Annotated in this window: 17 protein-coding genes, 1 pseudogene and 1 riboswitch; of the genes and pseudogenes, 11 read left to right on the top strand and 7 right to left on the bottom strand. The window is 76.7% G+C overall.

The genetic code is table 11. The annotated features are described in order from the left end of the window. Window positions 1–756 carry an SDR family oxidoreductase gene (locus CP974_RS05530; protein ID WP_031132721.1) on the top strand — a complete coding sequence of 252 codons (756 nt, stop codon included), beginning with the start codon at window positions 1–3 and terminating at the stop codon, window positions 754–756. Window positions 757–838: 82 nt separating this feature from the next. Here the strand turns inward: CP974_RS05530 and CP974_RS05535 are convergent, their stop codons facing one another. The 3 genes from CP974_RS05535 to CP974_RS05545 all read right to left on the bottom strand — a co-directional run bounded on the left by CP974_RS05535 (window position 839) and on the right by CP974_RS05545 (window position 3,946). After that, window positions 839–1,639, bottom strand: coding sequence for an enoyl-CoA hydratase/isomerase family protein (locus CP974_RS05535; RefSeq protein WP_031132723.1), 801 nt, complete (start codon window positions 1,637–1,639; stop codon window positions 839–841). 177 nt (window positions 1,640–1,816) lie between these two features. Continuing rightward, window positions 1,817–2,038, bottom strand: coding sequence for a helix-turn-helix domain-containing protein (locus tag CP974_RS05540; protein WP_031132724.1), 222 nt, complete (start codon window positions 2,036–2,038; stop codon window positions 1,817–1,819). A 309-nt stretch (window positions 2,039–2,347) separates the two neighbouring features. Then, window positions 2,348–3,946, bottom strand: coding sequence for an ABC-F family ATP-binding cassette domain-containing protein (locus CP974_RS05545; protein WP_031132726.1), 1,599 nt, complete (start codon window positions 3,944–3,946; stop codon window positions 2,348–2,350). A gap of 345 nt (window positions 3,947–4,291) precedes the next feature. Between CP974_RS05545 and CP974_RS05550 the strand changes: the two genes are divergently transcribed. Beyond that, window positions 4,292–4,696, top strand: a complete 405-nt coding sequence (locus CP974_RS05550) for a VOC family protein (protein WP_031132728.1) — start codon at window positions 4,292–4,294, stop codon at window positions 4,694–4,696. Window positions 4,697–4,767: 71 nt separating this feature from the next. Here CP974_RS05550 and CP974_RS05555 read toward each other — a convergent pair whose 3' ends face one another. The 3 genes from CP974_RS05555 to CP974_RS05565 form a co-directional block, all read right to left on the bottom strand. Then, window positions 4,768–6,204, bottom strand: coding sequence for a hypothetical protein (locus CP974_RS05555; RefSeq protein WP_373276762.1), 1,437 nt, complete (start codon window positions 6,202–6,204; stop codon window positions 4,768–4,770). A gap of 55 nt (window positions 6,205–6,259) precedes the next feature. Beyond that, complete coding sequence (locus CP974_RS05560; RefSeq protein ID WP_031132731.1) at window positions 6,260–7,390, bottom strand: alpha/beta hydrolase family protein; 1,131 nt, start codon at window positions 7,388–7,390, stop codon at window positions 6,260–6,262. Window positions 7,391–7,623: 233 nt separating this feature from the next. Further along, a complete protein-coding gene (locus tag CP974_RS05565) occupies window positions 7,624–8,325 on the bottom strand; it encodes a class II aldolase/adducin family protein (RefSeq protein WP_031135713.1) in 702 nt (233 codons plus the stop codon). Between the two features lie 217 nt (window positions 8,326–8,542). Between CP974_RS05565 and CP974_RS05570 the strand changes: the two genes are divergently transcribed. From CP974_RS05570 to cobC, 9 genes and pseudogenes are all read left to right on the top strand, one after another. Continuing rightward, window positions 8,543–9,856, top strand: coding sequence for an inorganic phosphate transporter (locus tag CP974_RS05570; RefSeq protein WP_031135715.1), 1,314 nt, complete (start codon window positions 8,543–8,545; stop codon window positions 9,854–9,856). Between the two features lie 18 nt (window positions 9,857–9,874). Further along, window positions 9,875–10,096, top strand: coding sequence for a hypothetical protein (locus tag CP974_RS05575; RefSeq protein ID WP_031135717.1), 222 nt, complete (start codon window positions 9,875–9,877; stop codon window positions 10,094–10,096). Window positions 10,097–10,270: 174 nt separating this feature from the next. Next, window positions 10,271–10,360: riboswitch (cobalamin riboswitch) on the top strand. A gap of 151 nt (window positions 10,361–10,511) precedes the next feature. Beyond that, window positions 10,512–11,462 (top strand): cobalamin biosynthesis protein, encoded by a 951-nt coding sequence (locus CP974_RS05580; protein WP_031135719.1) that lies wholly within the window; start codon window positions 10,512–10,514, stop codon window positions 11,460–11,462. Continuing rightward, window positions 11,459–12,961, top strand: a pseudogene (locus CP974_RS05585) (cobyric acid synthase); the annotation flags it as partial. The gene CP974_RS05580 and the pseudogene CP974_RS05585, both read left to right, overlap by 4 nt. Before the next feature lie 127 nt (window positions 12,962–13,088). Further along, entirely contained in the window at window positions 13,089–15,218 is a 2,130-nt protein-coding gene (locus tag CP974_RS05590; protein WP_085921271.1) for a putative cobaltochelatase, read from the top strand. Further along, entirely contained in the window at window positions 15,218–15,826 is a 609-nt protein-coding gene (gene cobO, locus CP974_RS05595; protein WP_031137083.1) for a cob(I)yrinic acid a,c-diamide adenosyltransferase, read from the top strand. Before CP974_RS05590 ends, cobO begins: the two co-directional genes overlap by 1 nt. After that, window positions 15,820–17,403: a cobyrinic acid a,c-diamide synthase CobB gene (locus CP974_RS05600; RefSeq protein ID WP_085921272.1), complete on the top strand. Its 1,584-nt coding sequence runs from the start codon at window positions 15,820–15,822 to the stop codon at window positions 17,401–17,403. Before cobO ends, CP974_RS05600 begins: the two co-directional genes overlap by 7 nt. After that, entirely contained in the window at window positions 17,400–17,975 is a 576-nt protein-coding gene (locus CP974_RS05605; RefSeq protein ID WP_308447184.1) for a cobalamin biosynthesis protein, read from the top strand. Before CP974_RS05600 ends, CP974_RS05605 begins: the two co-directional genes overlap by 4 nt. Before the next feature lie 109 nt (window positions 17,976–18,084). After that, window positions 18,085–19,188, top strand: a complete 1,104-nt coding sequence (gene cobC / locus CP974_RS05610; protein WP_031136892.1) for an Rv2231c family histidinol phosphate aminotransferase CobC — start codon at window positions 18,085–18,087, stop codon at window positions 19,186–19,188. A 476-nt stretch (window positions 19,189–19,664) separates the two neighbouring features. Here the strand turns inward: cobC and CP974_RS05615 are convergent, their stop codons facing one another. Further along, window positions 19,665–20,687, bottom strand: a complete 1,023-nt coding sequence (locus CP974_RS05615) for an SCO1860 family LAETG-anchored protein (protein ID WP_069975856.1) — start codon at window positions 20,685–20,687, stop codon at window positions 19,665–19,667. Window positions 20,688–20,862 lie beyond the last annotated feature (175 nt).

A 20,862-nucleotide genomic window follows, 5' to 3' on the forward strand; every position in this document is an offset into this window, starting at 1 on the left:
ATGGATCTCGGACTGAAGGACCGCGTGTACGTGGTGACGGGCGCGTCCCGCGGGCTCGGGCACGCGGCGGCGAAGGCCCTGGTGGCGGAGGGCGCGAAGGTCGTCCTGTCGGCGCGCGACCCGGAGGCGGTGGAGGACGCGGCCACGGAGCTGGGCCCGGCCGCCGTCGGGGTGGCCGCGGACAACGCCGACCCGCAGGCCGCGGAGACGCTGATCGCGGCCGCCCGGTCGAACTTCGGTGGCTTCGACGGCGTGCTGGTCAGCGTCGGCGGACCGGCGCCGGGCTGGGCCGCCGACAACACCGACGAGCAGTGGCGGGCGGCGTTCGACTCGGTGTTCATGGGCGCCGTGCGCATGGCGCGCGCCGCGGCGGCCTCGCTCACCGAGGGCGGGGTCATCGGCTTCGTGCTGTCCGCCTCGGTGCACGAGCCGATCGCGGGGCTGACCATCTCCAACGGCCTGCGCCCCGGCCTGGCCGGGTTCGCCAAGTCGCTGGCCGACGAGGTCGGGCCGCGCGGCATCCGCGTCGTGGGGCTGCTGCCCTCGCGCATCGACACCGACCGGGTGCGGGAGCTGGACGCCCTGTCGGGCGACGCGTCGGCGGCGCGGGCCGCCAACGAGTCCCGCATCCCGCTGCGCCGCTACGGCACGCCCGAGGAGTTCGGCACGACGGCGGCGTTCCTGCTCTCCCCTGCCGCGTCGTACCTGACGGGTGTGATGCTGCCGGTGGACGGCGGGGCCCGCCGGGGCTTCTGACCCGCGGCGGACCACCGCCCCGGTACGGGACCGGCGGGCCGCCGCCCCCGCACGGGGGTGGGCGGTCCGCCGGGCGCCCCGGTCAGTCGGAGAGGCCGGCCAGGTCCCGCAGGCGACGGGTCTGCGCGGCCCGCTCGGCGGCGCGCTGCTCCTCGTACGTACGCCCGGCGGCGCCCCGCAGCAGGGTCTTGGTCTCCACGACCGCGTCGCGCGGCGCGGCCAGCAGCGCGGCGGCCAGGTCCCGCACGGCCGCGTCCAGCTCGCCGCCGGGCACCACGAGGTTGGCCAGGCCGACGCGCTCGGCCTCCTCGGCGTGGACGAAGCGCCCGGTGGCGCAGATCTCCAGGGCGCGGGCGTAGCCGACGGCGGCGACCAGGGGGTGCGTGCCGGTCAGGTCGGGCACGAGGCCCAGGCTGGTCTCGCGCATCGCGAACTGCACGTCCTCGGCGACGACCCGCAGGTCGCAGGCGAGGGCGAGCTGGAAGCCGGCACCGATAGCGTGGCCCTGGACGGCCGCGATCGACACGATGTCGTTGCGGCGCCACCAGGTGAACGCCTCCTGGTACTCGGCGATGAGCGCGTCGAGGTCCTCGTCGGAGCCGCGCGCCATGTCGAGGAAGGACGGCTCGCCGTCGAACCCCTCCGGCGTGAACGCCTGCCGGTCGAGCCCGGCGGAGAACGACCTGCCCTCCCCGCGCAGCACGACGACCCGCACGGAGCCCGGCAGGGCGCGCCCCGCCTCGGTGAGGGCCCGCCACAGGGCGGGCGACTGGACGTTGCGCTTCGCCGGGTTGGTGAGGGTCACCGTGGCGACGGCGTCCTCGACGGTGAGACGTACACCGTCCTTGTCGAGCACGACGAGGGCAGGGTCGAGCGAGGTCATGGGACGCCTCCGGATCCGGTGCAGCGGTCGGTCGGCGCGGCCGTGCGGCCGCGCCGACCCACAAATTACTGCACAGTAACCATCCGGTCGACCGCCTGACCGTGGTGGACCACGGCCGGGACCGGCCGGACGGCACCGCCGGAACCGCCGGGACGCCTCGCGACCCGCGCGCGGCGATCAGGCCGAGGGGGCCTTCTTGCCGCGGGTCGCTCCACCGCGTCCGCGCAACACGACTCCGGACTCGGTGAGCATCCGGTGGACGAATCCGTAGGACCGGCCGGTCTCCTCGGCCAGGGCGCGGATGCTCACGCCGTCGTCGTACTTCTTCTTCAGGTCTGCCGCGAGCTTCTCGCGCGCGGCGCCGGTCACCCGGCTGCCCTTCTTCAGAGTCTCGGCCACCCGTGCCTCCTCATGGGAAGTGCGCTCTGGACTTCTCATGATCACCCCTCCGGAGCCACATGGCCAGTGATTCGACGAGGGATCTGGACGCGGGTTTCCCCGCGCGGCGTCGGCGCGGACGCCGGACAAGGCGGGCGAGAAGCCCGTCCGGCGGTGAAGTACCAGGTCAGCGCGGTACGGAAGGGACGTGCGCGGCGGGGCGCCGGGGCCGGGGGAGCACCCGGTGCCACGCCGCGGTACGAGATCCGCTCACTCAGATGAAGGATCACGGCTAGGCCGAACGATCCAGGAGGACATGATCAGGAGCGGTCAGGCGAGCGAGACCAGGTCCGCGTAGTCCGCTCCCCACAGGTCCTCGACCCCGTCCGGAAGGAGGATGATCCGCTCCGGCTGGAGCGCGTCGACGGCGCCCTCGTCGTGCGTGACCAGCACCACCGCGCCCTTGTAGGTGCGCAGCGCGCCGAGGATCTCCTCGCGGCTCGCCGGGTCGAGGTTGTTCGTCGGCTCGTCGAGGAGGAGGACGTTCGCCGAGGAGACGACGAGGGTGGCCAGCGCGAGACGGGTCTTCTCGCCGCCGGAGAGGACCCCGGCCGGCTTGTCCACGTCGTCGCCGGAGAACAGGAACGAGCCGAGGACCTTGCGGACCTCCACCAGGTCCAGGTCGGGCGCGGCCGAGCGCATGTTCTCCAGCACCGTGCGGTCCGGGTCGAGCGTCTCGTGCTCCTGGGCGTAGTAGCCGAGCTTCAGGCCGTGGCCCGGGGTGACCTCGCCGGTGTCGGGCTTCTCCACGCCCGCCAGCAGCCGCAGCAGGGTCGTCTTGCCGGCGCCGTTGAGGCCGAGGATGACGACGCGGGAGCCCTTGTCGATGGCGAGGCTCACGTCCGTGAAGATCTCCAGCGAGCCGTAGGACTTGGACAGCCCCTCCGCGGTCAGCGGCGTCCTGCCGCAGGGCGCGGGCTCGGGGAAGCGGAGCTTGGCGACCTTGTCGGACTGGCGGGTCTCCTCCAGTCCGGAGAGCAGCTTCTCGGCGCGGCGGGCCATGTTCTGCGCGGCGACCGTCTTGGTGGCCTTGGCGCGCATCTTGTCTGCCTGGGCGTTGAGCGCGGCGGCCTTCTTCTCGGCGTTCTGCCGCTCGCGGCGGCGGCGCTTCTCGTCGTCCTCGCGCTGGCGCTGGTAGAGCTTCCAGCCCATGTTGTAGATGTCGATCACCGAGCGGTTGGCGTCCAGGTAGAAGACCTTGTTGACGACCGTCTCGACCAGGTCGACGTCGTGGGAGATGACGACGAAGCCGCCGCGGTAGGACTTGAGGTAGTCGCGCAGCCAGGTGATCGAGTCGGCGTCGAGGTGGTTGGTCGGCTCGTCCAGGAGCAGCGTGTCCGCGTCGGAGAACAGGATGCGGGCCAGCTCGATGCGGCGGCGCTGGCCGCCGGAGAGGGTGTGCAGGGGCTGGCCGAGGACGCGGTCGGGCAGGCCGAGGGCGGCGGCGATGGTGGCCGCCTCGGCCTCGGCCGCGTAACCGCCCTTGGTGAGGAACTCGGTCTCCTGGCGCTCGTACTGCTTGAGGGCCTTCTCGCGGGTGGCGCCCTTGCCGCCCGCGATGCGCTCCTCGTTGAGCCGCATCTTGCGGATCAGCACGTCGAGGCCGCGGGCGGAGAGGATCCGGTCGCGGGCGAGGACGTCGAGGTCGCCGGTGCGGGGGTCCTGCGGCAGGTAGCCGACCTGGCCGGAGCGGGTGATGGTGCCGGAGGCGGGGATGCCCTCGCCCGCGAGGCACTTGGTGAGGGTGGTCTTGCCGGCGCCGTTGCGGCCGACGAGGCCGATGCGGTCGCCCCTGGTGATGCGGAACGAGGCGGATTCGATGAGGACGCGGGCTCCGGCGCGCAGCTCAAGGCCGGTGGCGGTGATCACGGACAGACTCCAGGGCGGGGGGACGACGGGCGGACGGCGGCTGCGGTGGCGTCGGCACCGTCTAATGCGCAGGGAGAATGGCCATGGGGGCCAGTCTAACGGGCCCGTGCAACTGGTTTTCCGGCGCTCGGCGGGCCCGCGGCGGCCCCGGCGCAGGGCCGTCGCGAACCCGGTCCCGACGCGCTCGCTCCGGCCGTCCGCGCGGCCCGAGCGCGGCCCGAGCGCGGCCCGGTGCGACTCCTTCGGGCGCGGTCGGCGGGCGGTGTCGGTGGTCGGTGCCAGACTGGGAGGCGTGGGTGATCCACGTCACAGCACTCCGTACCAGAGCGAACCGAGGTGATCGGCATGGCCGCCGGACCCAGCATCTGCCCCACGCTCCTGTACCGGGACGCGCATGCCGCGATCCGGACGCTGACGGAGGCGTTCGGCTTCCGGAAGGACGCCGTCCACGAGAACGAGGACGGCCTCGTCGTCCACGCGGAGCTGTCCCACGGCGACGGGACGGTGATGCTGGGGACCAAGGGCGGCGACAGCTTGTACGCGAAGCTCATGGCGGACGCCGGGCCGGTCGGTGTGTACGTGGTCGTGGAGGACCCGGACGCGCACCACGCGCGGGCCGTGGAGCACGGCGTCGAGGTGCTGATGCCGCCGACCGACCAGGACTACGGCGCGCGGGACTACATGGCGCGCGACGCCGAGGGGAACGTCTGGAGCTTCGGGACGTACGTCCCCGGCACGCCGGCCGGGTGACCGGGCCGGCCGGGTGGGCGGCCGTACCGCTCCCCCGGCCGGGCGGGCGGCCGGGGGCGTCGGCGCGCGGGTCAGGAGCCGCCGGTGTGGACCTGGAAGGCCGCGCGGCGGACCGCCTTGGCGAGCGCCGGGTCCGGGTGGGCGGCGGCCAGGGCGACCAGCACCTGCACGGTGCGCGGGTGGCCGACCCGGCGGACCTCGTCCAGCAGTGCGGGAACGGTGCCCTGCACGGCCGACTCCAGGTGCCGTACGAGCAGGTCGCTCTCGCCGTGGTCCACGACGGCGGCGGCCGTGTCGACCCAGAGCCAGGTGGTCTCCTCGCGGGTGAGGACGTCGGGCGCCTCGTCCGGGTCGGCGCCCTCGTGCTCGGCGAGCCAGAGCAGGGCGTACGGGCGCAGTGACGGTTCCCCGGCGGCGGCGCGGACCTCGGCCTCGGCGGCGGCGCCCACCACGCGAAGGGCCTCGAAGGCCAGCCCCCGCAGGAGGGCGTCGTCGCCGCGGGCGACGGCGAGCAGCTCGGTCACGGCCTTGCCGGCGGGGCGGGCGGCGAGCCACGCGCGGTACTCGGCACGGGCCGGGCCGGGGGTCAGCCGCACGCAGCCGCGCAGCATGTCCTCGGCGGACTGCTCGATGTGCCCCGCGGGGCTCTGGGCGGCGACGCAGATCTGCTCCAGCTTAACCCACACCGCCCAGTTGCCGAGCGGGGTGAGCGTCGCCTGGCCGTCGCCGAGGGTGAGGGCGCCGACGGAGGCGAGGCCCTCCAGCGCCCAGTCGAGCAGGCCGGGCAGGGCGTCCGGGGCGGGCGGCTTCGCCGTGCCGTCCGGGGCGGGGGCGGCCTGGCCGGCGCCCGGCCCGGCGTCGGGCCCCGCGTCCGGCCCGGCGTCGGGGTAGGGCACCTCGCAGCGCTGTTCGCGCAGTTCGGCGACGCGCTGCCGGAGGAGGTCGAGCAGGGCCGGCACGAGGACGGGGCCGGCGGAGAGCTGGAGGAGGGACAGGACCTGCGGGACGGCCTCCACCACCTCCGCGACCGCCGCGGGCTCGGCGCCGGGCGGGGCGGGGTGGGCGAGCGACCAGGCGTCGAGGAGGGCGACCCAGCCGCGCAGCGCGGCGGAGTCGTCGCGGTCCCAGGCGCGCAGCCGCCAGCCGGGGCGGACGGTGTCGCCGTGGATCTCGACCAGCCCCGCGAGGCGGGCCCGGTCCCAGGCGGTGTGGACCTGCGGCGGGGTCAGGCCGAGCGCGGCGGCGGCCCGCTCCCGGGCGGTGCCGGGGCCGGTGACGGTGGAGCGGTCCACTGCGGCCCAGCGGGCGACGCGCACGGCGTCGGCCAGCACCTGCCGGGCCTGACGTGCCAGCTCCGCTCGCGGCGGCGTGCCCTCCGGCGGGCGCGGGGCCGGCCGCGTGCGCCGGTCGGCCACCGCCCGCCGGGCGGTCGTCGCCAGCGACCGGGGCCGGACGAGTCGGAGTCTGGAGTTGCGCGCCAGTTGCTCATCAGGCTTTCGAGACGTCACGGGGGCAGTCTTCCCGTTGACGGCCCGAAAGCCCAAACGGAGTGCGGTCGTCGGCTCACAGGAGCGGGGTGAGGAAGCGGCGCATGGCCTCCTCGTACCGCTCGGGGTCGGCGTTCCACATGGCGGCGTGCGGGGCCTCGCGGACGGTGTGGAGGGTGACGAGGCCGGGGCGCCGCTCGGCGAGGGCGCGGGTCGCCGCCCAGGGCGCGACGGAGTCGCCGGGGCCGTGGAAGACGAGGGCGGGGACCGTCAGGGCGTCGGGGTCGGCGGTCTGGCCGGGGCCCTGGCCCTGCAGCCCGGTTCGGCCCTGGGCGGCGCGGACGGCGAGCGGCAGCAGGGCGGCGGGGACGCGGCGGGCGGCGGCCAGCGCCCGGAGGGTGGCCTCCCAGTCGAGGACGGGCGAGTCGAGGACGACGCCCGCGATCCGGTCGCGCAGCGGGCTGTGCGCGGCGGTGTGGAGGGCCATCGCGGCGCCGGTCGACCAGCCGTGGAGGATCACGCTGCGGGCGCCGTGGCGGACGGCGTGGTGGAGGGCCGCGTCGAGGTCGCGCCACTCGGACTCGCCGAGGTGGCCGAGGCCGTCGGCGGGGCGGGGGGCGCCCGGGTCACCCCGGTAGGCGAGGTCGAGCACGGGGAAGCGCAGCCGCCGGCTGAGGAAGCCGAGCACGTTCAGCGGGTGCTCGCGGGTGGTGCCCAGGCCGTGCGCGGTGATCACCCAGGTGGCGCGGGCGGCCGGGACGTACCAGGCGGGCAGCGGGCCCAGCTCGCCCGCGATCTCGACGTCCTCGTACGGGATGCCCAGCGCGGACTCGGGGGTGCCGGAGTACAGGCGCGGAGTGAGGCGGACGCGGGTGCCGGCCGCCAGGGTGCCGTGGTCGACGCGTTCCAGGCGGCGCACGACCGTGTCGGGGGCGTGCGGGACGTCGGCGAGGACGGGGCCGACGACGGCGTGGACGCCGGGGCCCTCCAGCCCGTACACGCCGGGGCGCAGGGAGGGCAGGGCGCGGGTGAGGGTGATCCGGCCGGGGCCGGTGGCGTGCACGGTGAGGCGCGGCTCGCCGGGCAGGGGCCGTCCGGGGCGCGGGCGGAGCGCCACGCCGCTGGCGTGCCGGCCGGCCGCCACGGCGGCTGTCCCGGCACCGATCACTGTGGCGGCGGCCACCGCCGCGGCTGTAGCGGAACGCACCCGTCCAGTGTCGGCGCGTGGGCCCGCTCGTGCCAGCCGGCGCTCGCGGGAGGGTGACGGGCGGCGGGGCGGCGGGGCGGCGGGGCGGCGGGGCGGGGCTTGCACCGGTCGGCGGACCGGGGGCGGGGCCGGGGTCGTGGGCGGACGCGGGACCCGGCGACGCGGGAGCGGCCGGTGCGGACACCGGGGCGGGGGCGGTGCGGGGCGGTCGGGGACGGCCCGGGACAGAACAGCTAGGGCCGGGGGCCGTAGGTGCGCAGTTTGCGGGACGCCTCGGCGAGATCGGCCGAAGTGAGGAGGGACGGGGTGCGGGTGGGGTGGGAGGAGGCGGTCAGCCAGACCCGGCACATCCACTCCAGCTGGGCCGTCCGGTCGTACGCCTGGTCGAGCGTGGCGCCGTGGGCGACCGTGCCGTGGTTGCGCAGCAGGCAGGCGGAGCGGTCGGTGAGGGCCTCCAGCATGTGGTCGGCCAGCTCCCGTGTGCCGTAGAGGGCGTACGGGGCGACGCGGACCGGGCCGCCCAGCTCGGCGGCCATGTAGTGGACCGGCGGCAGCTCGTCGACGAGGGTCGAGACGGCGGTGGCGTGCACGGCGTGGGTGTGGACGACCGCGCCCGCGGCGGTGGAGCGGTACACGGCCAGGTGCATCGGCAGTTCGCTGGTCGGGGGGAGCGAGCCGCGCACCCGGCGGCCCTGGAGGTCCACGGCGACGACGTCGTCGCCGGTCAGCCGGGTGTAGGGGACGCCGCTGGGGGTGACGAGGACCAGGTCGCCGACCCGTACGGACACGTTTCCCGAAGTGCCGACGACCAGTCCGTCCGCCACCGTCCGGCGGGCCGTGGCCACCAGGGCGTCCCACGCCTCCGCCACGGGGTCGGGGTCCTGCGCCTCCGCCGCGGGGCCGTGGGCCGCGGCCCTCCCAGGGTCCTTCGCCATGGCGTCGATCATGCCAGGGGGCGAAGCGGGCGGAAAGTGACGAGTGTCTCCGGAGCGGGCCCCAGGGGCTCCGAGGGGCCCGTTTTCCTGGGGCGGGGCGTAACCGGAATGCCCACCCACAGGTTGGGACACCGGGCGGCCTGGCCCAGTTCACCTTCCGTTCACCCAGGTTGCCTACGTTCAGCGAGCCACTGACGTCGAACGATTGCCTGGGTAAATGGAACACATCACGCTGCTGCTCGCCATTGTGGTCGTGACAGCTCTCGTGTTCGATTTCACAAACGGTTTCCACGACACCGCCAACGCGATGGCCACGACCATCTCGACCGGCGCGATGCGGCCCAAGGCGGCGGTGGCCATGTCGGCCGTGCTGAACCTCGTGGGCGCGTTCCTCTCCGTCGAGGTCGCCAAGACGATCTCCAAGGGCCTCGTCGACGAGACGGGCATCCAACCGGAGGTCATCCTCGCCGCCCTCGTCGGCGCGATCCTGTGGAACCTCCTGACCTGGCTGGTCGGCCTGCCCTCCAGCTCCTCGCACGCCCTCATGGGCGGTCTGATCGGCGCGACCGTCGCCTCCATCGGCGTCAGCGGCGTCAACGGCGGCGTCGTCCTGACCAAGGTCCTGATCCCCGCCATCGCCGCCCCGGTGGTGGCCGGCGTCGCCGCGATGGTCGCCACCCGGTTCACGTACAAGGTCGACGGGAACATCGACGAGAAGACCGGCCGCAAGGGCTACAAGGCCGGCCAGATCGCCTCCGCGGGCCTGGTCTCCCTCGCCCACGGCACCAACGACGCGCAGAAGACCATGGGCATCATCACCCTCGCCCTGGTCGCCGGCGGCGCCCTCGCCCCCGGCTCCAACCCGCCGGTCTGGGTCATCGTCTCCGCCGGTCTGGCCATCGCGCTCGGCACCTACCTCGGCGGCTGGCGCATCATCCGCACCATGGGCAAGGGCCTCACGGACCTCCAGCCGCAGCAGGGCTTCGCCGCCCAGACCGGCGCCGCGACCGTGATCCTCGCCTCCTCCCACCTGGGCTTCTCGCTCTCCACCACGCACGTCTGCTCCGGCGCGGTGATGGGCGCGGGCCTCGGCCGCAAGGGCGGTGTGGTCCGCTGGTCCACCGCGACGCGGATGTTCGTCGCCTGGGGCCTGACCCTGCCGGCCGCCGGCCTGGTCGCCGCGCTCGCCGAGCTCGTCGCCCGCCAGGGCGACTGGGGCGTCGCCGTCGTCACCGCCTTCCTGGTGGCCTCCTCCGCCGCCATCTGGCTCATCTCGCGCCGCCAGGTCGTCGACCACACCAACGTCAACGAGGTCGAGGAGGGCGCCGCCGCCGGCACCGGGCCCGCCGCGTCCGCCGAGCCCGCCGCCGAGCCCGCCGGGGTCGTCACCACCGCCATCGCGGCCGTCACCCCGCCGCCCGCCGGCACCCTCGCCGCCGACCCGGTCGCCCCGGTCGGCGCCGACCCCCTCAAGACCACCATCCCGGCCCCGGCCGCGGCCCCCGACGCCGCCCCCACGGCCACGGTGTAAGGAAAGGACGGCATCGCCATGGACATCGACTGGGCAGCCCTCGGCTCCGTCTTCGGCGTGGGCCTCGTCGCCACCGTCGCACTCGTCGGCCTCTTCACCCTCGGTCTCATCGGCCTCTCCAAGCAGGAGCAGGCCGCCGCCCAGGGCGGCTCCGCCGCGCTGGCCCGCAGCGGCGCCTACGCGTGCTTCGCGCTGTGCACCGCGGCCGTCGCCTACGGGGTCTACCTGATCGTGGCCTGACCAGGGCAGAACCTTCCGGCCGGGCCGGCCGTACCCCCGCGGTACGGCCGGCCCGGTCGTTCGCGCTGCGCCCCGCCGCCGACCGGGCCGCACCGCTCCGCCGCAGGTCAAGGGTGAGTTGACGGGCCTTCGCGGGCCGTGGTGGACTGCCCAGGCCATATCCGGCGGCAGGAGAGGAAGCCCGGTGCGAATCCGGCGCGGTCCCGCCACTGTCACCGGGCACCGCGCGGCACGGCCGCGACGGGAGCCCGGGAGCCAGGAACTCTCACCGCCGGTCACGTCGAGCCAGGGCGCGGACCCTGAGTGAGGACCTTGCGCATGCCCGGCTGCGTTCCCCGCCGTACGTCCAGAACCACCCCGAGCCCCGGCTCGCGGGCCCGTGGCCGATCCGGCGCACCGGTCTGCTGAGCCGATGATGCGGGACGAACGAGTCTTCGCGTACGGCGCCACCGCCGGGCTCATCGGCGACCTGATCCTCGCGGACCCCCGCCGCGGCCACCCCGTCGCCGCCTTCGGGCGGGCCGCGGGCGCCGTGGAGCGCGCGCTCTGGCGCGACCACCGGGGATGGGGCGCGCTGTACACGGCCGTGTGCGCCGGAGGCGCCACCGCCGCCGCCGCGCTCGCCGCGCGCGCCGTGCGGAACCGGGACGCGGCCTCCGTCGCGCTGACCGCCGCCACCGTGTGGGCCGTCGTCGGCGGCACCTCCCTGGGACGGGAGGCGCGGGCCGTGGGCGCCGCGCTGGACGCCGGGGACCTTCAGGCCGCGCGCGAGCGGCTGCCGCACCTGTGCGGGCGCGACCCGCAGGCCCTGGACGGGCCGGGCGTCGCGCGGGCCGTGGTGGAGTCCGTCGCCGAGAACACCTCCGACGCCGTGGTCGGCGCGCTCGTGTGGGGCGCCCTCGGCGGTGTGCCGGGCCTGGTCGCCTTCCGGGCGGTCAACACGCTGGACGCCATGGTCGGCCACCGCTCGCCGCGCCACCGCCGCTTCGGCTGGGCGTCGGCGCGCCTCGACGACGTGGCCGGGGCGCCCGGGGCGCGGCTGACGGCCGCGCTCGCCGTCGTCGCGGGCGGCGACCCGCGCGGGGCGGTGCGGGCGTGGCGGGCGGACGCGCACCGGCACCCGTCGCCCAACGCGGGCCCCGTCGAGGCCGCCTTCGCGGGCGCCCTGGGCGTACGGCTCGGGGGCACCCTCTCGTACGGGGGGCGGGTCGAGCACCGGCCGGTGCTGAACGGGCCGGGGCGGGCCGTCGAGGTGGCGGACATCGAACGGGCCGTGCGGCTCTCGCGGCGCGTCGGCGGGCTGGCGCTCGCCGTGTGCGCGGGCGGGCGGCTGCTGTACGGGGCGTGGAAGCGGAGGGGCGCGTGAGCGGGGGGCTGCTGGTCGCGGGGACGACGTCCGACGCGGGCAAGAGCGTGGTGACGGCCGGGATCTGCCGCTGGCTGGTCCGGCAGGGCGTGAAGGTGGCGCCGTTCAAGGGGCAGAACATGTCCCTCAACTCGTTCGTGACGCGCGAGGGCGCCGAGATCGGGCGGGCGCAGGCCATGCAGGCGCAGGCCGCCCGCGTCGAGCCGACGGCGCTGATGAACCCGGTGCTGCTCAAGCCCGGCGGCGACCGGTCCAGCCAGGTCGTGCTGATGGGCAGGCCGGTCGGCGAGATGAGCGCGCGCGGCTACCACGGCGGGCGGCAGCAGGCGCTGTTCGGCACGGTCCTGGAGTGCCTTCAGGAGCTGCGCGCCACGTACGACGCGGTGATCTGCGAGGGCGCAGGCAGCCCCGCCGAGATCAACCTGCGCCGCACCGACATCGTGAACATGGGCATCGCGCGGGCGGCGGGCTTCCCCGTCGTCGTGGTCGGCGACATCGACCGGGGCGGGGTGTTCGCCCAGTTCTTCGGGACGACGGCGCTGCTGGCGCCCGAGGACCAGGCGCTCGTCTCCGGGTACCTGGTGAACAAGTTCCGCGGCGACGTGAGCCTGCTGGAGCCGGGGCTCGACATGCTGTACGGCCTGACGGGGCGGCGGACGCTCGGGGTGCTGCCGTACGCCCACGGGCTCGGCATCGACGAGGAGGACGGGCTGCGGGTCTCCCTGCGGGGCGCCGTGCGGGAGTCGGTGGTGGCGCCGCCGGTCGGCGAGGACGTGCTGCGGGTGGCCGTGTGCGCCGTACCGCTGATGTCGAACTTCACAGACGTGGACGCGCTGGCCGCCGAGCCGGGGGTCGTCGTGCGGTTCGTGGACCGGCCCGAGGAGCTGGCCGACGCCGACCTGGTGGTCGTGCCGGGCACGCGCGGCACGGTGCGGGCGCTGGCGTGGCTGCGGGAGCGCGGTCTGGCCGGCGCGCTGGCCCGGCGGGCCGCCGAGGGGCGGCCGGTGCTGGGGATCTGCGGCGGCTTCCAGGTGCTGGGCGAGCACATCGAGGACGACGTGGAGTCGCGGGCCGGGGCCGTGGAGGCGCTGGGCCTGCTGCCGGTGCGGGTGCGGTTCGCGCCGGAGAAGACCCTGGCGCGGCCGGTCGGCGAGGCGCTGGGCGAGGCGGTGGAGGGGTACGAGATCCACCACGGCGTCGCGGACGTGCGGGGCGGGGAGCCCTTCCTGGACGGCTGCCGCGTCGGTGCCGTGTGGGGGACGCACTGGCACGGCTCGCTGGAGAGCGACGCCTTCCGGCGGGCGTTCCTGCGGGAGGTCGCCGCGGCGGCCGGGCGGCGCTTCGTCCCGGCGCCCGACACGTCGTTCGGCGCGCTGCGCGAGGAGCAGCTGGACCGGCTCGGGGACCTGATCGAGGAGCACGCGGACACGGACGCGCTGTGGAAGCTCATCGAGTCGGGCCCGCCGGGCGGGCTGCCGTTCGTCCCGCCGGGGGCGCCGTGAGCGGCCTGTGCCGGGCCGGGGCCCGGTCCCCTGAGTCGCCCCGGCAGTCGCCCCCGGAGTCCGCGTCCCCCGACCGGACGGACGTGCCCACCCGCAGCAGTTCCCTTGAAAGGGGTGCCCGTTAATGGCCTCGGTTCCCTACCCGTTCACGGCCGTCGTCGGCATGGACGACATGCGGCTGAGCCTGCTGCTCAACGCCGTCAGTCCGGGGATCGGCGGTGTGCTCGTGCGGGGTGAGAAGGGCACCGCCAAGTCCACGCTGGTGCGTTCCCTCGCCGCGCTGCTGCCCGCCATGGACGTCGTCCCCGGCTGCCGCTTCTCGTGCGCGCCCGAGGCGCCCGACCCGGGGTGCCCGGACGGGCCGCACGAGGCGGCGCCGGGCGTCCGGCGTCCGACGCGGCTGGTCGAGCTGCCCGTCGGCGCCTCGGAGGACCGGCTCGTCGGTGCCCTGGACATCGAACGGGCCCTGTCCGAGGGCGTGAAGGCGTTCGAGCCGGGGCTGCTCGCGCGGGCCCACCGCGGGATCCTGTACGTCGACGAGGTCAACCTGCTCCACGACCACCTCGTCGACCTGCTGCTCGACGCCGCCGCCATGGGCGCCTCCCACGTGGAGCGGGAGGGCGTCTCCGTACGGCATGCCGCGCGCTTCCTGCTCGTCGGGACGATGAACCCCGAGGAGGGCGAGCTGCGGCCGCAGTTGCTGGACCGGTTCGGGCTCACCGTGGAGGTGGCCGCGTCGCGGGACCCGGAGCAGCGGGTCGAGGTGGTGCGGCGGCGCCTGGCGTACGACGACGACCCGGCGGGCTTCGCGGCGCGCTGGGCCGGCGACGAGGCCGCGCTGCGCGAGCGGATCGCGGCGGCGCGGGACCTGCTGCCGCACGTGCGGCTCGGGGACGGCGCGCTGCGGCGGATCGCGGCGACGTGCGCGGCGTTCGAGGTGGACGGCATGCGCGCCGACATCGTGATGGCCCGCACGGCGACGGCGCTGGCCGCGTGGGCGGGGCGCACGGACGTGGCGGTCGAGGACGTGCGGCGGGCGGCGCTGCTGGCGCTGCCGCACCGGCGGCGGCGCTCCCCCTTCGACGCGCCGGGCCTGGACGAGGACAGGCTGGACGAGGTGCTGGAGCAGGCCGGCGGGGACGACGAGCCCGAGCCGGACCCGCAGGGCCCCGGTGACGGCGGCCCGGACGGCGGCGGTCCGGACGGGGGCGGCCCCGGCGACGGCGGCCCGGACGGCGACGGCGGCCCCGGCGGGGGCGTCCCGCCGCAGCCCGCCGGCCGCGAGGCCGAGACCGCGCCCGAGCCGGACGCCGCGCCGGAGACGGACGCCCTGCCCGAGCCGCAGGGCGACCGGCCGGAGACGGAGCCCTCCCCCGCCGCGGGGGCCGCGCCGCGGCCGGGCGCGGGACCGGCCGGCGAGCAGTCGCCGGTCGGGGCCGCCGAGCCGTTCCGCGCCAGGGTCCTGACCGTGCCGGGGGTGGGCGACGGCGCCGCCGGGCGCCGCTCCCGCGCGCGCACCGAGCACGGGCGCACCACCGGGGCGCGGCGGCCCCGGGGCGCCCTGACCCGGCTCCACCTGGCGGCGACCGTGCAGGCGGCGGCCCCGCACCAGCGGGCGCGCGGCCGGTCGGGCGCCGGGCTGGTCGTACGCCGCGACGACCTGCGCCAGGCGGTGCGGGAGGGGCGCGAGGGCAATCTGGTGCTGTTCGCGGTGGACGCGTCGGGGTCGATGGCGGCGCGGCAGCGGATGGGCGCGGTGAAGGGCGCCGTGCTGTCGCTGCTGCTCGACGCCTACCAGCGGCGGGACAAGGTGGGCCTGGTGACGTTCCGGGGGCGGGACGCCGAGCTGGTGCTGCCGCCCACGTCGTCGGTGGACGCGGCGGCCGCCCGGCTGGAGCGGCTGCCGACGGGGGGCCGTACCCCGCTGGCGGCGGGCCTGCTGAAGGCGCGCGAGGTGCTGCGGGTGGAGCGGCTGCGCGACCCGGCGCGGCGTCCGCTGCTCGTCGTGGTGACGGACGGGCGGGCGACCGGCGGCCCGGAGCCGCTGCGGCTGGCCGCGCGCGCGGCCGGGCTGCACGCGGCGGACGGGACGGCGTCGGTGGTGGTGGACTGCGAGGCCGGCCACGTACGGCTGGGGCTCGCGGCGGGGCTCGCGCGGGATCTGGGCGGTACGGCCGTGACGCTGGACGAGCTGCGCGCGGACGCGATCGCCGGGCTGGTCAAGGATGTTCGTTCTACGAGGAGGGCCGCATAGTGCCGCAGGGACAGCCGACCGTCGTTCCGGACGACGGTCTCACGACCCGCCAGCGCCGCAACCGCCCGCTGGTGATGGTCCACACGGGTGTGGGCAAGGGCAAGTCGACCGCCGCGTTCGGGATGGCGCTGCGCGCCTGGAACCAGGGCTGGCCGGTCGGGGTCTTCCAGTTCGTCAAGTCGGCGAAGTGGAAGGTCGGCGAGGAGAACGCGCTCAAGGCGCTCGGCGAGACCGGCAAGGGCGGCCCGGTCACCTGGCACAAGATGGGCGAGGGCTGGTCGTGGATCCAGCGCGAGCCCGCCGAGGGCGAGCTGTCGCACGAGGAGAAGGCCCGGCAGGGCTGGGAGCAGGTCAAGCGGGACCTGGCCGCGGAGACGTACCGGTTCTACGTGCTCGACGAGTTCGCCTACCTGCTCCACTGGGGGTGGATCGACACGGCCGAGGTGGTCGAGGTGCTGCGCGCCCGGCCCGGACAGCAGCACGTGGTGATCACGGGCCGCAACGCCCCGCAGGAGCTGGTGGACTTCGCGGACCTGGTCACCGACATGTCCAAGGTCAAGCACCCGATGGACGCCGGTCAGAAGGGCCAGCGGGGCATCGAGTGGTAGCACGTCTCGTCATCGCCGCGCCGTCGTCCGGCGCGGGCAAGACCACGGTCGCGACCGGCCTCATGGCCGCGTTCGCCGGCCGTGGTCTCGCGGTGTCGCCGCACAAGGTGGGCCCCGACTACATCGATCCGGGGTACCACGCGCTGGCGACGGGCCGTCCCGGCCGCAACCTCGACGCCTTCATGTGCGGTACGGAGCTGGTGGCGCCGCTCTTCGCGCACGGGGCGCGCGGCTGCGACCTGGCCGTCGTCGAGGGCGTGATGGGGCTGTACGACGGCGCCGCCGACCGGGGCGAGTTGGCGTCGACGGCGCAGGTGGCCAAGCTGCTGCGGGCGCCGGTGGTGCTGGTGGTGGACGCGTCCTCGCAGTCCCGGTCGGTGGCCGCGCTGGTGCACGGCTTCGCCTCGTGGGACCCGGAGGTGCGGATCGGCGGGGTGATCCTCAACAAGGTCGCCACCGACCGGCACGAGCACCTGCTGCGGGAGGCGCTGGGCGAGTCGGGCGTGCCCGTGATGGGGGTGCTGCGGCGGGCCCCGGCGGTGTCCACGCCCTCGCGGCACCTGGGCCTGGTGCCGGTCGCGGAGCGGCACGCGGACGCGGTGGACGCCGTACGGGCGCAGGCGGAGCAGGTGCGGGAGGGCTGCGACCTGGAGGCGCTGCTGGCGCTGGCCCGTTCCGCGCCGCCGCTGCGCGCCGAGGCCTGGTCGGCCGGGGCGGCGCTGCGGGCGGCGGGGGCGCCGGGGGGCGCGGTGGCCACGGGGGCGGGTGCCGGTGGGGTGGTGTCCGGTACCGGCGCGGGGGCGGGTACCGGTGGGGTGGTGTCCGGTACCGGCGCGGGTGCCGGTGCGGGTGCGGTGTCCGGGGCGGGGGCGGTGTCCGGTGCGGGTGGCGGTGGCGCTGTCGGCGCGGGGGCGGGTGCGGGTACCGGTGCGGGTGCGGGTGGCGGTGCCGGGAGGGGCGCGGCCGGGCGCGGGGAGCGGCCGGTGGTGGCGGTGGCCGCCGGGGCCGCGTTCACCTTCTCGTACGCCGAGCACGCCGAGTTGCTGACGGCGGCCGGCGCCGAGGTGGTGGCCTTCGACCCGCTGCGGGACGAGAAACTGCCGGAGGGCACCCGCGGGCTGGTGATCGGCGGCGGGTTCCCCGAGGTGTACGCGCCGGAGCTGTCGGCGAACGAGTCGCTGCGGGACGCGGTGTCCGCGCTGGCGCGGTCGGGTGCCCCGGTCGCGGCGGAGTGCGCCGGCCTGCTGTACCTGGCGCGTTCGCTGGACGGGCGGCCCATGTGCGGGGTGCTCGACGCGGACGCGCGGATGTCGCAGCGGCTCACGCTCGGCTACCGGGACGCGGTCGCGGTGAGCGACAGCCCGCTGGCGGCGGCCGGTACGCGGCTGCGGGGCCACGAGTTCCACCGCACGGTGATCGAGCCCGGCGCCGGGGCGAGCCCCGCGTGGGGGCTGCGGCAGCCGGAGCGGCGGGTGGAGGGTTTCGTCCGGGACGGCGTGCACGCCAGCTACCTGCACACCCACTGGGCGGCGCTGCCCGGGGTGCCGCTGCGCTTCGTGGAGCACTGCCGGCGGTGAGCCTGGTGGTGGGCGTGGGCGCCCGGCGCGGGGTGACCGCGCGGGAGGTGTGCGACCTGGTCGCGGCGGTCCTGCGGGAGGCCGGGCGGGGGCCGGGGGACGTGGTGGCGCTGGCGACCGTGGCCGCGAAGGCCGGTGAGCCGGGCCTCGTGGAGGCCGCGGCCCGCCTCGGGGTGCCCCTGCGCGCCCACCCGGCGGACGTGCTGGCCCGCGTCCGCGTGCCCCACCCGTCGGACGCCGCGCTGGCCGCGACGGGCACGCCGTCGGTCGCGGAGGCCGCCGCGCTGGCGGAGGCCGTGGCGGTGGCGAGGACCACGGGACCGGACGGTCCGGGTGGGACGGGCAGGACGAGCGGGACGGACGGGGCGGACCGGGCGGACGGGGCGGACGGGGCGGATCGGCTGACGGGGGGTGAACTGCTCGTCCCCAAGCGGAGGTCCGCTTCGCCGGGGGCGCGTGTGACCTGCGCGGTGGCGGTGGCGTACCGGGGCGAGCGGTTGCCCCCGGAGGGCTCGGGGTACCACCGTGGGGACGCGGTGTTCGACTTACCGGGCGCCGTGTCGAACCGCTGACCCCCGCGCCGGATCCCCCATCCGGCGACCGGAGCCCCCCGGTGGGCCGCCGACGCCGTCGGCCCGCCCCGAACCATCCCCCCACTGTCCCCCACCCCGGCTGGCGGCCATGTATACCCACACAGACAGCGACAGACCGTTCCCCGGCCCCCGCGACTCGGACGCGTACGACCTGCGGCACCACGGCGACGTGGAGGTCCGGGACGGGAAGCTGACCGACCTCGCGGTCAACGTCCGGACGAACACCCCACCCGCGTGGCTGCGGGAGCGGCTCGTCGAGTCGCTCTCGGGGCTCGCCGCCTACCCGGACGGGCGGGCGGCGCGGGCGGCGGTCGCCGAGCGGCACGGGCTGCCGGCCCGGCGGGTGCTGCTGACGGCGGGCGCGGCCGAGGCGTTCGTGCTGCTCGCACGGGCGCTGCCGGTGCGGCGGCCGGTGGTGGTGCACCCCCAGTTCACCGAACCGGAGGCGGCGCTGCGGGACGCGGGCCACCAGGTGCGCCGGGTGCTGCTGCGCGAGGAGGACGGCTTCCGGCTGGACCCGGCGCGGGTGCCGGCGGACGCCGACCTGGTCGTGGTCGGCAACCCGACGAACCCCACGTCCGTCCTGCACCCGGCACAGACGCTGGCGGCGCTGGCGCGGCCGGGGCGGGTCCTCGTGGTGGACGAGGCGTTCATGGACGCGGTGCCCGGCGAGCGGGAGGCGCTGGCCGGGCGGACCGACGTACCGGGCCTGGTGGTGCTGCGGAGCCTCACCAAGACCTGGGGCCTCGCGGGACTGCGGGTCGGCTACGTGCTCGCCGCGCCGGACACGGTGGCGATGCTGGAGCGGGCGCAGCCGCTGTGGCCGGTGTCCACGCCCGCGCTGGTGGCGGCCGAGGCGTGCATGTCCGGGGAGGCGCTGGCGGAGGCCGAGGAGGCCGCGCGCCGCACGGCGGTCGAGCGGGCCCATCTGCTGGCCGGGCTGGCGGAGTTCGAGGAGGTGCGGGCCGTGGAGGCCGCCGAGGGGCCGTTCGTCCTGATCCGGGTGGAGGGCGCCGACGTCGTACGGGAGCGGCTGCGGGGCCTGGGGTTCGCGGCGCGGCGCGGTGACACGTTCCCGGGGCTCGGGCCGCAGTGGCTGCGGCTCGCGGTGCGGGACCGGGCCACGACGAATCGGTTCCTCCAGGCGCTGGACCAGGCCCTGGTGATGGCGGGCTGCTCCCGCCCCGGCTGACCGCGGCGCGGTGCCGCCGGGCGCCGGGCCCTGCCCGGCCGGTTGCGGTCCGGCCGGTTGCGGTCCGGCCGGTTACGGTCCGGCCGGTTACGGTCCGGCCGGTTGCGGTCCGGCCGGTTGCGGTCCGGCCGCCCGGTCGGGCGGTCCGCCCGGTTCCGCCTCGGGCTCTCCCGCTCCCGCTCGCCCCGCCCGGAGGCGGACGACCGGGCGGTCCGGTGGGGTCACCCGGCACCGCGGAGGGGCGTGCGTGCCGCCTTGGCGGCGGGACCGGCCGGTCGTCCGGTGCCGGAGCGCGTACGGGAGGCGGGCGCCGCCGGTCCGGGCGTGCTTCCGCGGGGCCCGGCCGGGCGGCCGGAGCGCGCCGGGGCCGTCCCGCCCGGGCGCGCGCGGGCCCGTCCGCGCGCCCGTGGCCCCGCCGGGGGTGTCCGGCGGGGCCGGCGGCGCCGGCGGGGCCGCCCACGGAAGACGGCGGGCCGTCAGGCGCCGGTGCGCGAGGCGCGGGCGCGGCGGGCGAGGACGAGTGCCCCCGCCCCGGTGGCGAGCAGGGCCGCCGCCCCCGCGGCGAGGTACGGCAGGCGGGAGTCGCCGCCGGTCTCGGCCAGGTTCGCGTCGGGCGTGCGCGGCGCCGTCCCCCCGGCCGGGGACGGGTCCGGGGCGCCGGTGGCCTCGGACGGGCCGGGGTCCGGGGCGGTGGTGGCCGGCGGCGTGGCGGGCGCGGAGGACGCCGGCGGGGCGGCGGGCACCGGGGAGGCGGAGGAGTCCTGGGGCGCCGAGCAGCCCGCCTCGGCGAGGGTGACCGTGCCGGTGACCTTGGCGACGTTGAGGTCGAGCGGGTTGACGGCGACCCGCAGCCTCAGGGCCGTGGCGGCGGCCGTGGTGGACGTGGTGGTGCGGTGCGACAGGTCGAGGACGACCTCGCCGACGCCGGGGACACTGACCGTGCTGCTCTCGCCCGGGGTGAGCGTGACGCGCTTGCCGAGGACGGTGACGCCGCCGAGCAGGTTCGCCTCGGCGGTCGGCGGGGCGCCGGCGGAGCAGACCGCGCGGGCGCTGACCTGGTCCGCCTGGACGACGGACAGCAGGGGCAGGCCGGGCAGGTGCACCCGGGCCTTGACCAGCTTCACGGAGCCCTCCGCGCGCGCCGCGTCGGCGGTGGCCTTCGCCGACGCCACGTCGGCCCGCAGCAGGTGGACGGGCCTGCCCCGGTCGACGCCGTCCAGCGTGACGGTGAGCGCGGTGCGGTCGGCCGTCGCCGGGGCCCGCACCTCGTTCAGCACGGCGTTGACGGGGACGCGGACGCCGCCGTCGAGGAGGGAGACGTCCAGACCGGTCCGCAGGACCGCGGCGTGCGCGGCCGGCGCCTCGGGGGCGGCCGGGGCCGCGGCGGGCGCGGCGGGCGCGGCGTACGACGCCGGTGCCGTGCCGGCGGCGAGGGCCGCCGCGGCGGTGGCGGTCGCGGCCAGGGCGGCGGCGCGGGTGCGCAGGGTGGTGCTGTTCACGGTGGTGGGACCCCTACGGGAAGACGGAAGACGAAAGGCCGCCGAACATCCGCGCACAGGGACATGTGTGCGGTGGCGACCGGGGACACCCGGAATCCTGGCGCACGGAGCGTGAACACGCCTGCACCTGAAGTGAGTTCACCCCAAAGGGGAGTTACCGGCCATCCGTTCGATT

Source organism: Streptomyces fradiae ATCC 10745 = DSM 40063 (genome assembly GCF_008704425.1).
Taxonomy (GTDB): Bacteria; Actinomycetota; Actinomycetes; order Streptomycetales; family Streptomycetaceae; genus Streptomyces; species Streptomyces fradiae.

Excerpts from the sequence above, each read along its gene's own strand:
- CP974_RS05550 (WP_031132728.1), top strand. The coding sequence starts at position 4,292 with ATGGCCGCCGGACCCAGCATCTGCCCCACGCTCCTGTACCGGGACGCG.
- CP974_RS05535 (WP_031132723.1), bottom strand. The coding sequence starts at position 1,639 with ATGACCTCGCTCGACCCTGCCCTCGTCGTGCTCGACAAGGACGGTGTA.
- CP974_RS05590 (WP_085921271.1), top strand. The coding sequence starts at position 13,089 with ATGGCCTCGGTTCCCTACCCGTTCACGGCCGTCGTCGGCATGGACGAC.
- cobC (WP_031136892.1), top strand. The coding sequence starts at position 18,085 with ATGTATACCCACACAGACAGCGACAGACCGTTCCCCGGCCCCCGCGAC.
- CP974_RS05565 (WP_031135713.1), bottom strand. The coding sequence starts at position 8,325 with ATGGCGAAGGACCCTGGGAGGGCCGCGGCCCACGGCCCCGCGGCGGAG.
- CP974_RS05530 (WP_031132721.1), top strand. The coding sequence starts at position 1 with ATGGATCTCGGACTGAAGGACCGCGTGTACGTGGTGACGGGCGCGTCC.
- CP974_RS05575 (WP_031135717.1), top strand. The coding sequence starts at position 9,875 with ATGGACATCGACTGGGCAGCCCTCGGCTCCGTCTTCGGCGTGGGCCTC.
- CP974_RS05570 (WP_031135715.1), top strand. The coding sequence starts at position 8,543 with ATGGAACACATCACGCTGCTGCTCGCCATTGTGGTCGTGACAGCTCTC.
- CP974_RS05580 (WP_031135719.1), top strand. The coding sequence starts at position 10,512 with ATGCGGGACGAACGAGTCTTCGCGTACGGCGCCACCGCCGGGCTCATC.